The organism is Streptomyces bambusae, assembly GCF_019400985.1.
Lineage (GTDB): Bacteria > Actinomycetota > Actinomycetes > Streptomycetales > Streptomycetaceae > Streptomyces > Streptomyces bambusae_A.
On the sequence record NZ_WTFF01000002.1, the window covers coordinates 77,700 to 92,512 of the forward strand.

Annotated in this window: 8 protein-coding genes; 6 read left to right on the forward strand and 2 right to left on the reverse strand. The window is 74.8% G+C overall.

All coding sequences use genetic code 11. The features are described from left to right. Position 1: 1 nt before the first annotated feature. Genes GPJ59_RS00720 through GPJ59_RS00740 form a run of 5 tightly spaced genes read left to right on the forward strand, consistent with a single transcriptional unit; the run spans position 2 to position 11,461 of the window. On the forward strand, positions 2-1,042 hold the full coding sequence (locus GPJ59_RS00720; protein WP_219664159.1) for a TauD/TfdA family dioxygenase: 1,041 nt from the start codon (positions 2-4) through the stop codon (positions 1,040-1,042). Further along, on the forward strand, positions 1,039-2,040 hold the full coding sequence (locus GPJ59_RS00725) for a TauD/TfdA family dioxygenase (RefSeq protein WP_219664160.1): 1,002 nt from the start codon (positions 1,039-1,041) through the stop codon (positions 2,038-2,040). Before GPJ59_RS00720 ends, GPJ59_RS00725 begins: the two co-directional genes overlap by 4 nt. Next, positions 1,992-9,452 (forward strand): amino acid adenylation domain-containing protein, encoded by a 7,461-nt coding sequence (locus GPJ59_RS00730; protein ID WP_219664161.1) that lies wholly within the window; start codon positions 1,992-1,994, stop codon positions 9,450-9,452. Before GPJ59_RS00725 ends, GPJ59_RS00730 begins: the two co-directional genes overlap by 49 nt. Before the next feature lie 2 nt (positions 9,453-9,454). Further along, positions 9,455-10,822 carry an MFS transporter gene (locus tag GPJ59_RS00735; protein WP_258023655.1) on the forward strand — a complete coding sequence of 456 codons (1,368 nt, stop codon included), beginning with the start codon at positions 9,455-9,457 and terminating at the stop codon, positions 10,820-10,822. Positions 10,823-10,831: 9 nt separating this feature from the next. After that, a complete protein-coding gene (locus GPJ59_RS00740; protein WP_219664163.1) occupies positions 10,832-11,461 on the forward strand; it encodes an alpha-ketoglutarate-dependent dioxygenase AlkB in 630 nt (209 codons plus the stop codon). 76 nt (positions 11,462-11,537) lie between these two features. On the opposite strand, the gene GPJ59_RS00745 is transcribed toward GPJ59_RS00740, so the two are convergent. Continuing rightward, positions 11,538-11,771 carry a DUF6296 family protein gene (locus GPJ59_RS00745; RefSeq protein WP_219664164.1) on the reverse strand — a complete coding sequence of 78 codons (234 nt, stop codon included), beginning with the start codon at positions 11,769-11,771 and terminating at the stop codon, positions 11,538-11,540. A gap of 152 nt (positions 11,772-11,923) precedes the next feature. Here GPJ59_RS00745 and GPJ59_RS00750 point away from each other — a divergent pair, with 152 nt between their 5' ends. Then, positions 11,924-13,552, forward strand: a complete 1,629-nt coding sequence (locus GPJ59_RS00750) for an AMP-binding protein (RefSeq protein WP_219664165.1) — start codon at positions 11,924-11,926, stop codon at positions 13,550-13,552. 73 nt (positions 13,553-13,625) lie between these two features. On the opposite strand, the gene GPJ59_RS00755 is transcribed toward GPJ59_RS00750, so the two are convergent. Further along, positions 13,626-14,813 (reverse strand): serine hydrolase domain-containing protein (locus tag GPJ59_RS00755; protein WP_258023649.1); only part of this gene is annotated, 1,188 nt, incomplete at its 5' end.

Here is a 14,813-nt window from a genome sequence, read left to right on the forward strand (position 1 = left end):
CATGACCGCCGAAGGACGCCTGAACATCGGATCGGCCGCCCCCATCGACCGGCGCGGCCTGCTCGACACGCAGCCGGCGCCGGGCAGCAACGGACTGCTGAAGATCGTCACCCCCCGGGGCGCCCGGCTGACCGCCGCCGGGATCGTACGGGAGCGCCGTGAGGAGTTCGCCGCCGATCTGCACCGGCGCGGCGCGCTGCTGCTGCGCGGCTTCGGCACGGCCGACGCCGACGGATTCGGCGAGGTCGTCCGCGCCTTCTCGGGCGACCTGCTCGCCTACGACCACCGCTCCACGCCCCGCACCCGCGTCAAGGGCGGCGTCTACACCTCCACCGAATACCCGCCGGACCAGGTGATCCCGCTCCACAACGAGCTGTCCTGGACCCACACCGCCCCCCGCTACCTGTGGTTCTGCTGCCTGCGCCCCGCGCCCGTCGGCGGGGCCACCCCCATCGCCGACACCCGCGCCCTCCTGCGGCTGCTCCCCGAGGACCTCACGGCCCGGTTCGCCCGCCACGGCATCCTCTACGTCCGCAACTACCACCCGGACATCGACCTGCCGTGGCAGGAGGTCTTCGGCACCGACAGCAAGCGGGACGTCGAGGCGTACTGCCGCGAGCAGGACATGGAGTGGGAGTGGGTCGCCCCCGACCACCTGCGCACCCGCCAGCTGTGCCACGCCGTGGTCACCCACCCCGACACCGGCGAGCCGTCCTGGTTCAACCAGGCGCACCTCTTCCACCACACCCGGGTCGGCGCCGAGGGCGCCGCCTCGCTGCTGGCGATGTTCGGCAAGGAGAACCTGCCGCGCAACACCTACCTCGGCAACGGCGAGGACATCGCCGAGGAGGATCTCGCCGCCATCCGCGCCGCCTACGACCAGGTCCTCTTCCGCTTCCCCTGGGAGGCCGGGGACATGCTGCTGGTCGACAACCTCTCCTGCGCCCACGGGCGCGACACCTACGAGGGCCCCCGCCAGGTCGTCGTCGCCATGACCGATCCGGTCGACTGCAAGGCCATCACCACCCGGGAGACGAGATGAAGCTCCGGATCGGCAGGGCGACCGCCACCCGCGTCAGCGACGCGGACCTGGTCGCCGTCGGCACCACCGCGGACGGGCGGCTCCCCGTCGTGACGGCCAGGGCGGCCGGGGACCTCGCCGAGTGGCTCGCCGCCCACCGCGGACAGGTGGACGAGCTGCAGGCCCGGACCGGCGCCGTCCTCTTCCGCGGGTTCGCCGTGACCGAACCGTCCCGGTTCGACTCCGTGGTCGGCGTCTTCAGCGGCGGCGCCGGACACCTGGTGGAGGACCAGAACACCCACAACCAGTTCGTCACCGACGGCGAGGACGTCTGGTACCACAACGACTACTGCGACCGCGTCAAGTGGCCCCGCCACCTGGTCTTCTGGTGCGAGCAGACGCAGGCCTCCGGCGGGCAGACGCCCTTCGTGGACACCGTACGGGTCCTGGAGGCGGTCCCCGACCGGCTCCGGGAGCGCTTCGAGAACGGCGGCTGGATCCTGCGGCGCCGCTTCCACCCGGGGATCGGCGTGGACGCCAAGGGCTACTTCAAGACCTCCGATCCCGAGGAGATCCGGCGGCAGCTGGACCGCCTGGACGCTTTCGACGTCCGCTGGGACGGTGAGGTCCTGACCGGGTTCTCGGCCCGCTTCGCGCCCTCGTTCCCGCACCCGGTGTCGGGGCAGCGGGTGTGGGCCAACAACATCACCTTCAGCAACGTCGCCCGGGTCGAGCGGACCATCCGCGAGCAGCTGCTGCGCGACTACCGCCTCGACGAACTGCCTGTGAACACCTACTGGGGCGACGGCTCGCCCATCGACACCCGGGACGTCGAGGAGCTGTGCGCCCTCTACCGGGCCGACGAGATCTGCTTCGACTGGCAGCAGGGCGACGTGCTGCTGGTCGACAACATCCGCTGCGTCCACGGCCGCCGGCCCATCCTGGCCCCGCAGCGCGTGAACGTCGGCGTGTGCGACTTCCACGAGCGGCTCAACGCGGCGAGCGCGGCCATGCACTGACCCTGGCCGCCGAACCGGCGCTGACCGTCGCATCGGCCCTGGCCGCCGGACCGGCCTCGACCGCCGCAGCGATCCGTACGTCCCGCCCGTACTCCACCGCCGACCCGCCCGTACTCCACCGCCGTCCCGTACGTCCCTCCCATCCCGAGGAAGGTCTGACGATGACCACGCACGCCGATTCGCCGCACCTCTCGCAGGCCGACGGCTACGCCATCTCGCCGGTCCAGCGGAACATCCTGCGGCGCCTCGGCGGCGCCGCGCTCCTGCCCGTCGAGTTCACCGCCCACCTCGACATCGACGCGGTGGTGACACCCGACGCCTTGCGCCGGGCCGTCCTCGACACCGCCCGATGTCACGACCTCCTGTGCTCCGACTACACCCAGCTGCCCGGCATGGCCGAACCCGCCCAGGTCCTGCGCGACCGGCCCGCCGTGGAGTTCACCGACGCCGACGACGCCGACGGCGCCGACCCCGCCGACCGCGGCGGATCCGGCGACGCCGAACCCCTGCGGGTCAACGAGGCCTTCGTCCTGCGCCCGCGGCTCGTCGCGCACACCGACCGGCAGGTCCGGCTCCGGCTCGGCCTGCCCGGCTTCCTGGCCGACGCCGCTTCCCTGGGCCGGCTCGCCCGCGAGCTGGCGGCCGCCCTGCGCCCGCCCGCGGAAGCCGCCGCACCGACCGGGGCGCAGCACGCGCCGGACGGCGTCGACGCGGAGGAGTACCCGCGCTACGCCGACGTCGCCCAGTTCCTGGCGGACGCCGCCGAGGACCCGGACGCCGACGCGTACTGGCGGGGCGTGGCCGCCGAGGCCGCCGAGGGCGCGGACGCCGCCGTACCGGCCGTCGGGTACGAGGGGTCCGGCCCGACCGAGCTGCGCTTCACCCTCGAACCGGCCACGCGGACCGCCCTCGCCCGGGCCGTCGAGCAGCACGGCTGGACCTACGAGAACATCGTCCTCGGCGCCTTCCAGCTGCTGCTGCACCGGCTGACCGGCGGCCGGCACCCGGCCGTCGCCCTCGCCTGGCCGGCGCGGACCGCGTACCCGGAGCTGGCCGGCGTCTTCGGCCCGCTCACCTTCGACGTGCCGGTGGTCCTGCCGGTGGCCGAGGGGGAGGGCTTCGCCGCCCTCCAGGACCGGCTGGCGCGGCGGCTCGCCCAGGTGGACGAGCACGCCCTCGCCTACCCCGGCCTCGCCGAGCGGGTGATGCCCGAACCGCCGCGGTTCCACGCCGACTTCACCCTGGCCGCGGCCGCCCGCGGCTGCGGCGACGGTGTCCGGCTGCGCGTGGAGGACACCGGCGCCGCCGCCGGCGCCTTCGACCTCGCCCTGTCCTGGACCGACTTCGACGAGGGGACGTGCCTCGTCCGCTTCCGTGGCGAGCGCTACGACCGGCTGGACGCCGAGCTGTTCTTCGACCGGCTCCAGGCCGTCCTGCTCCGCGTCTGCGCCGACCCCGACCGGGACCTCGCCCTGATGCCGGTCATGTCGGACGCCGAATCGCACCGGCTCGTGGTCGAGTTCAACGCCACCGAGCGGCCGGTGGACGGCCTGCCGGGGGTGGTGGAGCAGTTCCTGGAACAGGCCCGCCGCCGCCCGGACGCGGTCGCCGTCCGCACCTCCACGGCCGCCCTCACCTACGCCGAGCTCCTGGACCGGGCCCGCCGCCTGGCCGGCTGGCTGGCCCGGCAGGGCGTGGGCCGGGGCGACCTCGTGCCGCTCGTCCTGGACCGGCGGCCCGACGCGCTCACCGCCATGGTCGCCGTCGCCCTCGGCGGGGCCGCGTACGTACCGCTGAACACCGCGCTGCCCCCGGCCAAGCTGACCGCGCTCGTGGCCCGGACCGCCCCGAAGGCCCTGGTCACCTGCCGGGCCTGGGCCGACCGGTTGGAGCGGGCCGGGCTGCCGGACACCCCCGCCCTGCTGGTGGACCGCGACCTGGACACCTTGCCTGCCGCCGAGCCCCCCACCACTGAGAACCCCGCCGCCGGGACCGGCCTCCTGCCCCGCCCCGACGACCCGGCGTACGTCATCTTCACCTCCGGCTCCACCGGCGAGCCCAAGGGCGTGGTCGTCGCCCACAAGCGGCTCGCCAACCTCGTCGACTGGATCAACCGCACCCAGCACGTCGGGCCCGCCGACAGCGTCCTGCTGGTGACCTCCTTCAGCTTCGACCTCTCCGTGTACGACGTCTGGGGCTCGCTCGCCGCCGGAGCCACCGTCCGGCTGGCCGACGAGGCCGAACTCGCCGACCCCCAACGCCTGGTGGACATCCTGCGCACCGAGCCCGTGACCGTCTGGGACTCCGCCCCCGCGGCCCTGCAGCAGCTCGCCCCGCTGCTCACCGCCTGCGCCGGCGACCTGCGCTCCGCCGCGCTGCGCCTGGTCATGCTCTCCGGCGACTGGATCCCGGTCACCCTGCCCGACACCGTCCGCGGCTGCTTCGGCGCCCCCGTGGTCCTCGCCATGGGCGGCGCGACCGAGGCCACCGTCTGGTCGAACTACCACGTCGTGGACCGGGTCGATCCCCGCTGGCCCAGCATCCCGTACGGCCGGCCGATGCAGAACTGCCGCTACTACGTGCTGGACCGGCACGGCAGTCCGCAGCCCACGGGCGTGCCCGGCGAGCTGTACATCGGCGGACTGTGCACCGCCGACGGCTACTTCGCCGACTCCGAGCGCACCGCCGAGCGCTTCCTCGCCGACCCCTTCGTCCCCGGCACCTCCGACCGGCTCTACCGCACCGGCGACCTCGTCCGCCATCTGGGCAGCGGCGAGCTGCAGTTCCTCGGCCGCGAGGACGACCAGGTCAAGATCCGCGGCCACCGGATCGAACTCGGCGAGGTGGCCGCCGCGGTCCGGGCCCACCCGGCCGTCCAGGAGGCCATCGTCCGCAGCGTGCGCGAGGGCGACGACAACCGGCTGGTGGCGTACTGGCTGCCGCGCACCCCCGACGCCGCCCTCGACCACGCCGCCCTCGACCACGCCGCGCTCACCGCATTCCTGGCCGGGCAGCTCCCCGGCTACGCCGTCCCCGCCCACACCGTGCGCCTCGACCGCATCCCGCTGACGCCCAACGGCAAGCTGGACCACTCCGCCCTGCCCGACCACCGCGTCGACAGCGGCCGCCGCGAGGAGCCCGCCACGACGACCGAGGCCGCCCTGCTCACCATCTGGCAGGAGATCCTGCGCCACCCCGACGTGGGCCTGACCGAGAGCTTCTTCGCCGCCGGCGGGCACTCGCTGGCCGCCGTACAGATGCTCGCCCGGGTCCAGACCGTCTTCGGACGGCGGGTCCGGATGCCGCAGTTCGTCGCCGGCGCCACCGTACGGGAGCTGGCCGCGCTCCTCGACCGCCCCGCAGGCGACCCCGACGCCGGATCCGCACCCGGGTCCCGGCCCGTGCTGCGGCGCCGCTCCCGTGGGCTCCCGCTGTCCTACGGCCAGCGCCGCATGTGGTTCCTGCACCGGCTCCAGGGGCCGAGCCCCACGTACAACATCCACCAGAAGGTCGTCCTGCACGGCCCGGTCGATCCCGGACTGCTGCGCGCGGCGCTCGCCGACCTGGTCGAGCGGCACGAGATCCTGCGGACCGCCTACGCCGAGACCGACGGGACCCCCGAGCAGTACGTCCGGCCGGCCGCCGCGGCCGAGCCGGTGCTGGAGCTGGTCGCGACCGGACCCGGCGAGATCGACGCGCAGGTGGAGCGGGCCGCCCGGTACTGCTTCGACCTCGACACCGAGATCCCGCTGCGCACCTGGCTGTTCACCCTCGCCCCGGACCACCACGTGCTGCTCGTCCTCACCCACCACATCGCCGGCGACGGCATCTCGGAGCGGGTCCTGCTGCGCGACCTGGGCACCGCCTACGCCGCCCGGGCCGCGGGCACGGTCCCCGACTGGGCGCCGCTGCCCGTGAGTTACGGCGACTACGTGCTGTGGCAGGAGGAGCTCCTCGGCCCGGCCGAGGACCCCGACAGCCTGCTGAGCCGCCAGCTGACCTCCTGGCGCCGCGTCCTCGACGGGGCGCCGCCGGCGCTCGCCCTGCCCTACGACCGCACCCACCCGCCGGTCCCCAGCCACCGCGGCGACCGGGTGACCGTCACCGTGGACGCCGGCGGCCACCAGGCGCTGGAGCGGCTGGCCCGTAGGACCGAGAGCACCCTGTTCACCGTCCTGCAGGCGGCCCTGGCGGCCCTGCTGCGGCGGCTCGGGGCGGGCGAGGACCTGCCGATCGGCACGGGTACGGCGGGCCGCGGCGACGAGGCGCTGGACGACCTGATCGGCTTCTTCGTCAACACCCTGGTGCTGCGCACCGACGCCTCCGGCGACCCGACGTTCACCGAACTGGTGCGGCGCTCGCGCGCCTGCGCCCTGGAGGCCTTCGCACACCAGGACGTCCCCTTCGACCGGGTGGTGGAGGAGCTGGCCCCGCGGCGCTCGCTGGCCCGCTCCCCGCTCTTCCAGGTCATGCTGATGCTGCACAACAACGTGATGCCGCGGCTGTCGCTGCCCGGGGTGCGCGCCTCGGTCGAGCGGGTCGACGCGCACACGGCCAAGTTCGACCTGCTGGTCGACGTGTACGAGAAGCACGCCGGGCCCGCCGGGGACGATCCCGCGGGGCGCCCCGTACCCGACGGGCTGAAGATCGTCCTGGAGTACGCCACCGACGTGTTCGACGAGGCGACGGTCCGGCAGGCGGGGGAGCACCTGCTGCGGATCCTCGCGGCGATGGCCGATGACCCGGACGGGAAGATCCTCGACGTGGAGCTGCTGGAGGAGTCCGAGCGGCGTGCCCTGACCGCGCCCCCGCGGGCCTCCTTCGGCGCGGACGGCGCAGAGGCCCCCACCCTCGTCACCCTGTTCGAGGCCCGGGTCGCGGCCGCCCCGGACGCCGTGGCCGTGACGGCCGAGGGCTGCTCCCTGACCTACCGCGAACTGGACCGGCGGGCCAACCGGCTGGCGCACCTGCTGCGCGGCCGCGGCGCCGGCCCCGAGCGCATCGTCGCCGTGCAGCTGCCCCGCTCGGCCGACGTCGTGGTCGCGCTCCTCGGCGTACTCAAGGCGGGCGCCGCGTACGTCCCGGTCGACCCCGCCCAGCCCGCCGACCGGACCGCCCTGATGCTGGCCGACGCGGACCCCGTGGCGACGGTCACCGAGGAGACCCTGAAGGAGTCCGAGTCCTGCCCGGACACCGCCCCGGACGGCGCCCCCGCCGGACCCGGCCACGCCGCGTACGTGATCTACACCTCCGGCTCGACCGGCCGGCCCAAGGGCGTGGTGGTCCCGCACGCGAACGTCGTACGCCTGATGCGGGCCGCCGCGCAGGACATCGACTTCCGGCCGGACGACGTCTGGACGCTGTTCCACTCCTACGCCTTCGACTTCTCGGTCTGGGAGATGTGGGGCGCCCTGCTCCACGGCGGCCGGCTGGTCGTCGTCCCCCACGACGTCGCCCGCGCGCCGGGGGAGTTCCTGCGGCTGCTGGCCGACGAGCGGGTGACGATGCTGAGCCAGACCCCCTCCGCCTTCCACCAGCTGGCCGCCGCCGACCGCGACGAGCCCGCCCTGGGCCGGCGGCTCGCCCTGCGTTACGTCGTCCTCGGCGGGGAGGCGCTGGAACCGGCCCGGCTCGCCGACTGGTACGCCCGGCACGACGCATCGGCGCCGGTGCTGGTGAACATGTACGGCATCACCGAGACCACCGTCCACGTCACCCGCATCGCCCTGGACGCCGCGACCGCCGCCGCCATGCCCGGCTCGGTGATCGGCGAACCCCTGCCGGACCTGGCCGTGTACGTCCTCGACGAGCGGCTGCGGTCGGTGCCCGCCGGCGTACCCGGCGAGCTGTACGTCGCGGGTGCCGGACTGGCCCGCGGCTACCTGAACCGGCCCGCGCTGACCGCCGAACGCTTCGTGGCCAACCCCTACGGGGAGCCCGGCTCCCGGCTCTACCGCACCGGCGACCTGGCCCGCCGGCTGCGCGACGGCTCCCTGGAGTACCTGGGCCGCTCCGACGACCAGGTGCAGCTGCGCGGCTTCCGCATCGAGCTCGGCGAGGTCGGCTCCGCCCTGCTCGCCCACCCGGACGTCACCCAGGCCGCGGCCGTGGTCCGCGAGGACCGGCCCGGCGACCGCCGCCTGGTGGGCTACGTGGTGGGCGCCGCCGACCCGGCCGAGGTCCGCCGCCTCGCCGCGCGGCGGCTGCCCGACCACATGCTTCCCGGGGCCGTCGTCGTCCTCGACGCACTGCCGCTGACCGGGAACGGCAAACTCGACCGCGCCGCCCTGCCGGCCCCCGGAGCCACCGGCACCCGGGAGGGCTCCCGCGCCCCGCGCGGCGCGGCCGAGGAGACCCTGTGCCGGATCTTCGGCGAGGTGCTGGGGGTGGCCGGGGTCGGTGTGGACGACGACTTCTTCGCCCTGGGCGGCCACTCGCTGCTCGCGGCCCGGTTGATCGGCCGGGTCCGGGCCGAGCTCGGCGGCCGACCGGGGATCCGCGACCTCTTCGAGGCCCCCACCGCGGCCGCCCTGGCGCACCGGCTCGTATCCCGCTCCGCCCCGCACGGCCCGGCCGAGGCGCTGTCCGTACTGCTGCCGCTGCGCGCGGCCGGCTCCCGGCCCCCGCTGTTCTGCGTCCATCCGGCCGCCGGCATCGGCTGGACGTACTCCGGCCTGCTGCGCCACCTCGGCCCCGACATCCCCCTGTACGCCCTCCAGTCGCGGGCCCTGTCCGACCCGACGGCGCTCGGCGCCGACCTGGTTTGGACCGCCGCGGACTACGTGCGCCAGATCCGCTCCGTCCAGCCGTCGGGCCCGTACCACCTGCTCGGCTGGTCGTACGGCGGCGGCGCGGCGCACGAGATGGCCGTCCAGCTCCAGGCGGCCGGGGAACGGGTCGACCTGCTCGCCGTACTCGACGGCTACCCCGCCACGGGCCGGCCGGGGGAGTCCGCCCGGCGCGCGTACGCCCCCGAAGACCCCGAGGTGCTGCGCGAGCTCCTCGACTCGATCGGCATCGGCATCGGCACCGGAGTGGGAACGGGCATCGGCACCGGGCCGGCGGCGGGTGCGCCCACCCCCGAGGAGTTCGCGGCGGCGGTCGCGGGGGAGGGCAGCCCGCTCGAAGGGCTGTCCCCGTCGGCGGTGGCCGCGCTGCCCGCCGTCTTCGCCCGCAACTCCGAGACGGCGGGGGCGATCTCGGGCGGGACCTTCCAGGGCGAGCTGCTGTTCTTCCTCGCCACCGAGGACCGGCCCGCCGGGCGCCCCGACCCGCTGGTGTGGCAGCGCTACGTCGACGGGCCGGTCACCGTCCACGAGGTCCCCTCGACCCACGGCGCGATGCTCCAGGGCCACGCACTGGACGCGATCGGCCCGGTCCTGGCCGGGCACCTGGACCGGCGACACGGGTGACGATGCTGACGTTCCTCACCCGGGCGGTCCTGCCGCGCTCGCGGCAGGGCCGGCTCGTCGCCGCGGGCGCGGCCGCCGACTCCGTGGCCAACGGCCTGTTCCTGGCCGCGGCGACGCTGTACTTCGTCGAGTACCTGTCCGTCTCGGCGGTCGCGGTGGGCGGGGCGATCGCCGTCGCCAATGTCGTCGGCCTGGTCAGCCCCACCGTGTTCGGCCCGCTCGCGGACCGCCTCGGCGCCCGCCGGGTGTACGTGGGGCTGACCCTGGTGCGCGCGGCGGGCTTCGCCGCGTACGCGTTCGTCACCGACTACGCCGGCTACCTGGCCGTCTCCTGCGTCGTCACCGGCGCGCTGCGGGCCGGGCAACCGCTGCTCCAGGTCATCGTCGGCGAGTTCGAGACCGACGAGGAGCGCACCCGGACCATGGGGTCGCTGCGGGCGATCAGCAACGCAGGCCTCACCGTGGGCTTCCTGCTGGCCGCGGTGGTCCAGGCGGCGGACTCGCGGGCGGGGTTCATCGGCCTGTTCGCCTTCAACGCCGTCGTGTTCGTGGCGGTGGGGCGGGCCGTCGTCGCGGCGGGCAGGGCGGCGGACGCGGCCCGGGCGAAGGCCGGCGCGGAGGCGGGAGCGAAGGCCGTCGCCGCCGACGCGGGTGCCACCCGCTCAGGTCCGGTGGTACGGGAGGCGCCGGAGTCCTCGCTCCAGACGGGGCAGGCGCCGGCCCGCCCGGGACCGGCCGCCCCGCTGCGCCGCTCCCCGTACCGGGACCGCCGCTTCCTGCTGGTCTGCGTCGCCAACACGGTGCTGCACCTGCACGACTGCGTCCTGTTCGTCCTGCTGCCGCTGTGGACGGTCCAGCGGGCCGGCCTGCCCGAGAGCGTCAGCTCGGCGCTGCTCGCCGTCAACACCGTGCTGACCGTGGTCTTCCAGGTCACCGTGGCCCGGCACGCCCGGGGCGCGGCGAGGTCGTTGCGGATGCTGCGGCTGGCCTGCCTGTTCCTCGTCCTCGCCTGCGCGGTCTTCGCCGGCGCGGCCGACCGGAGCCCGCTGGTGGCGCTGCCGGCCGCCGCGCTGGCCGTGCTCCTGCTCACCGCGGGCGAGAACCTGCACGCCGTGGCCCGCTGGGAGCTGTCGTACGAGATGTCCCCGCCACAGGCGCGGGCCCGCTACCTGTCGGTGTTCAGCATGGGCCAGAGCGCCCAGCTGATCGCCGGCCCCTTCCTGGTGACGGCCTTCCTGCTGCCCGGCGGCGTCCTGGGCTGGCTCCTGCTGGCCCTGCTCTTCCTCGCCGCCACCGCCACCATCTGCCTGGCCGCCCGCCCGTACGCGGCCCCCACGCAAATTCGAGCACATGTTCGGTCCAGCGGGTAGGCTGGTCCCATGCACGTGCCGCTCCAGGGATCGCTCTTCGACCAGGCCGACGACGTCCGGCTCGGGCCGCTGCGCGGTGTGCGGCGGCGGGAGCTGGGCAGCGGGGCGTGGGTCGATGTGCTCCCGGGCTGGCTGAGCGGCGCGGACGCGTTGTTCGAGGAGCTGGTGGCCCGGGTGCCGTGGCGGGCCGAGCGCCGGCAGATGTACGAGCGCGAGGTCGACGTCCCCCGGCTGCTCGCGTACTACGGGGCCGGCGAACCCCTCCCGCACCCCGTCCTCGACGAGGCCCGGGCCGCCCTCTCCGCGCACTACGCCGCAGAGCTGGGCGAGCCCTTCGTGACGGCCGGCCTGTGCTTCTACCGCGACGGCCGGGACAGCGTCGCCTGGCACGGCGACCGTACGGGCCGCTCGGCCCGGGAGGACACCATGGTCGCCATCCTCTCCGTCGGCGACCCCCGCGACCTGGCCCTGCGCCCCCGCGGCGGCGGCCCGGCGGCCCTGCGCCTGCCGCTGGGCCACGGCGACCTGGCGGTGATGGGCGGCTCCTGCCAGCGCACGTGGGAACACGCGATTCCCAAATCCACCCGCGCGGTCGGCCCCCGCATCAGCATTCAGTACCGCCCCCGCGGCGTCGCCTGAAAGCGACCCGCGGAGCGGGCGCGGTCGGCCGGCGCGTTCAGCCGACGCGTTCAGTCGGCGGCTTCGGTCGGCGGCCTCAGTCGTCCAAGGGGCGTGCGCGCAAGGCCCGCGTCGGGGCCTGGGCGGGGCCGGACGCCAGCATGCGGACCTCGCCCTGGTCGCTGATCTCCGCCCGGACGATGCCGCTCGCGTCCTCGTAGACCGGATGGCCGCCGGGGCCCGTGAGGTCCGTACGGGTGACGGTCACGACGTCCTCGTCCTGCTCCGGACCGTCGGGGGGAAACACCAGCTCGTACCGCTGGGCCGTCATGTACGCCCTCCTGTCGCCGCCCGCCGCCCCTTCATCATGCGCCCCGGGCAGCCCCCGCGCACCGCAGCGCCCCCGTCCGGGGTCTGGTGGACCGGCCCGGCGCCAAGGATCATGGGGGCGCTGCCGCTCACCCCCCGCTCAGGAGGTACGTCGTGTCCACCGCGCCGAGTTACGCATCAGGGCCCTCCACCGCGCCCCTGCTGGGCGAGACCATCGGCGACAACCTCGACCGCACGGTCCGGGCCTTCCCCGCGCGCGAGGCCCTGGTCGAGTCGGCCACCGGCCGCCGCTGGACCTACGCCGAACTGGCCGCGGACGTCGACGCCCTGGCCCTCGGCCTGCTCGGCCTCGGCATCGCCCGCGGCGACCGCGTCGGCATCTGGGCGCCCAACTGCGCCGAATGGACCCTCGTCCAGTACGCCACCGCCAAGATCGGCGCCATCCTGGTGACCGTCAACCCGGCCTACCGCTCCCACGAGCTGGAGTACGTGCTGAACCAGTCCGGGATGCGGCTGCTCGCCGCCGCCGAGCGGTTCAAGACCTCCGACTACGCGGCCATGATCGAGGAGGTCGCGCCCCGCTGCCCCGGCCTCGAACACGTCGTCCTGCTCGACAGCGCCCCCTGGCACGCCCTGCTGGCCGCCGGCCGCGAGGCCGACCGCGGCGCCCTGGAGCAGGCCGCCGCCGCGCTCAGCCCCGACGACCCGATCAACATCCAGTACACGTCGGGGACCACCGGCTTCCCCAAGGGCGCGACCCTCTCGCACCACAACATCCTCAACAACGGCTACTTCGTCGGCGAACTCTGCCACTACACCGAGCACGACCGCGTCTGCATCCCCGTCCCCTTCTACCACTGCTTTGGCATGGTCATGGGAAACCTGGCCTGCACCAGCCACGGCGCCGCCATGGTCGTCCCGGCCCCGTCCTTCGACCCCGCCGCCACCCTCGCCGCCGTCGCCGCCGAGGCGTGCACCTCGCTCTACGGCGTCCCCACCATGTTCATCGCCGAACTCGCCGACCCCGCCTTCGACTCGTACGACCTCTCCAGCCTGCGCACCGGCATCATGGCGGGCTCGCCCTGCCCGGTCGAGGTGATGAAGGAGGTCATCGACCGGATGGGCATGGCGGAGGTGGCCATCTGCTACGGCATGACGGAGACCTCGCCGGTGTCCACCCAGACCCGCGCCGACGACTCCGTCGACCGCCGGGTCTCGACGGTCGGCCGGGTGGGCCCGCACCTGGAGGTGAAGGTGGTCGACCCGGGGACCGGCCGGACCCTGCCGCGCGGCGAGCCGGGGGAGCTGTGCACCCGCGGCTACTCGGTCATGCTCGGCTACTGGGGCGAGCCGGAGAAGACGGCCGAGGCCGTCGACGCCGCGCGCTGGATGCACACCGGCGACGTGGCCGTCATGGACGAGGAGGGCTACGTCAGCATCACCGGGCGGATCAAGGACATGGTGATCCGCGGCGGCGAGAACCTCTACCCCCGCGAGATCGAGGAGTTCCTCCACACCCACCCCGACGTCCTCGACGTCCAGGTGATCGGCGTGCCCGACCCCAAGTACGGCGAGGAGCTGATGGCCTGGGTGCGGATGCGGGACGGCGCGGAGCCCCTCACGGCCGACGCCGTCCGCGCGTTCTGCGACGGCCGGCTCGCCCGCTTCAAGATCCCGCGCTACGTCCATGTCGTCGACGCGTTCCCCATGACGGTGACCGGCAAGATCCGCAAGGTGGAGATGCGGGCCATGGCGACCCGCATCCTCGGCCCCGCCTCCTAGCCGGCCCCCGACTCCTGAGCCGGCCCCCGGCCCCGGCGGCAGGCCGCTCCGCCCGGAACGCCGGGGCCGGCCGTCAGCCCCGGCGCTCGGGCAGATCGGCCTCCGCCCGGAACGCCGAGAAGCCGCGCGCCGCGGGTGCCCCGGCCGGCGCCGGCCGCTTCCCGCAGAAGGCGGCCTCCAGCGTGCCGCCGAGCGCCGTGTTGGCCTCGCCGTGGTTGGAGGTGTTCGCCGTGGCCGCCAGCGAGCGGCGCCCGTCGCGGGTGGCGAAGGCGTACGTGTAGTAGCCCTGCACGGTGCCGGTGTGGCCGTACACCGAGGTCCCGCACGACAGGTCGTAGCGGCGCAGGCCCAGTCCGTAGAAGCGGGTGCCCGTGGCGTCGGTCGGGGTCATGACGAGCATGGCGTCGAGCATCGGCCCGGGCAGCAGCCGACCGCCGAGCAGCGCCGACATGAAGGTGTTCAGGTCGGCCGGGTTCGAGATCACCGCCCCGGCCGACTGGGCCCAGGACACCGTCTGCTCGGTGGAGTCGACCAGCGGCGCGCCCGCCTCGTCCGGGTGGAGGTAGCCGCGCACGTGCATCCCCTCGATGGCCGTGCCGGGATGCACGTACGAGGTGTTGCGCAGCCCGAGCTTCCTGATGATGCGCCGCTGGTACTCCTTGCCCACCGGGTGCCCGGTGGCCTGCTCGATCAGCATGCCCACCACGACGAAGTTGGTGTTCGAGTACGCGTACGCCGCGCCCGGCTCGGTGGTCCGCGGCTCGCGCAGCGAGAGGTCGACCAGCTCCCGGTAGCTGAACACCCGGTTGCGCACGGCCTCGAAGCCCGGCACCGTCCTGTCGAACATCGCGTTCGTGTAGTCCGCCAGCCCGCTGCGGTGGGTCAGCAGGTGGCGCACGGTGATCCGGCGGTCCGGGAGCAGGCCGGGCAGGTAGTCGTCGACCGGCGCGTCGAGCCGGATCCGCCCCTCGGCCGCCAGCTGGAGCAGCACGACCGCGGAGAACGTCTTGGTGACGCTGCCGACCCGGAACCGGGCCTTCGGGTCCATCGCGGCGCCCGAGGCCGTGTCGCGCAGGCCCTCCGCGGCGGTACGGACCCCGCCGGGCCCGGTGTACCGGGCCATGGCGCCCGGTGCGCCGTGCGCGGTGGTGTCCCGCAACGCCGCCCGCAGCGCTTCGAGGTCGAACGCCCCGGGTGGGGCCTCGGCGGCCCCCGCGGCCGGGGCGGCGGCCGGGACCGGGCCGGCGGGGGAGGCGTAGGC

Bases quoted from the DNA above. Each gene is read 5' to 3' on its own strand.
- GPJ59_RS00745 (WP_219664164.1), bottom strand. From the start codon at position 11,771: ATGACGGCCCAGCGGTACGAGCTGGTGTTTCCCCCCGACGGTCCGGAG.
- GPJ59_RS00720 (WP_219664159.1), top strand. From the start codon at position 2: ATGACCGCCGAAGGACGCCTGAACATCGGATCGGCCGCCCCCATCGAC.
- GPJ59_RS00725 (WP_219664160.1), top strand. From the start codon at position 1,039: ATGAAGCTCCGGATCGGCAGGGCGACCGCCACCCGCGTCAGCGACGCG.
- GPJ59_RS00740 (WP_219664163.1), top strand. From the start codon at position 10,832: ATGCACGTGCCGCTCCAGGGATCGCTCTTCGACCAGGCCGACGACGTC.
- GPJ59_RS00735 (WP_258023655.1), top strand. From the start codon at position 9,455: ATGCTGACGTTCCTCACCCGGGCGGTCCTGCCGCGCTCGCGGCAGGGC.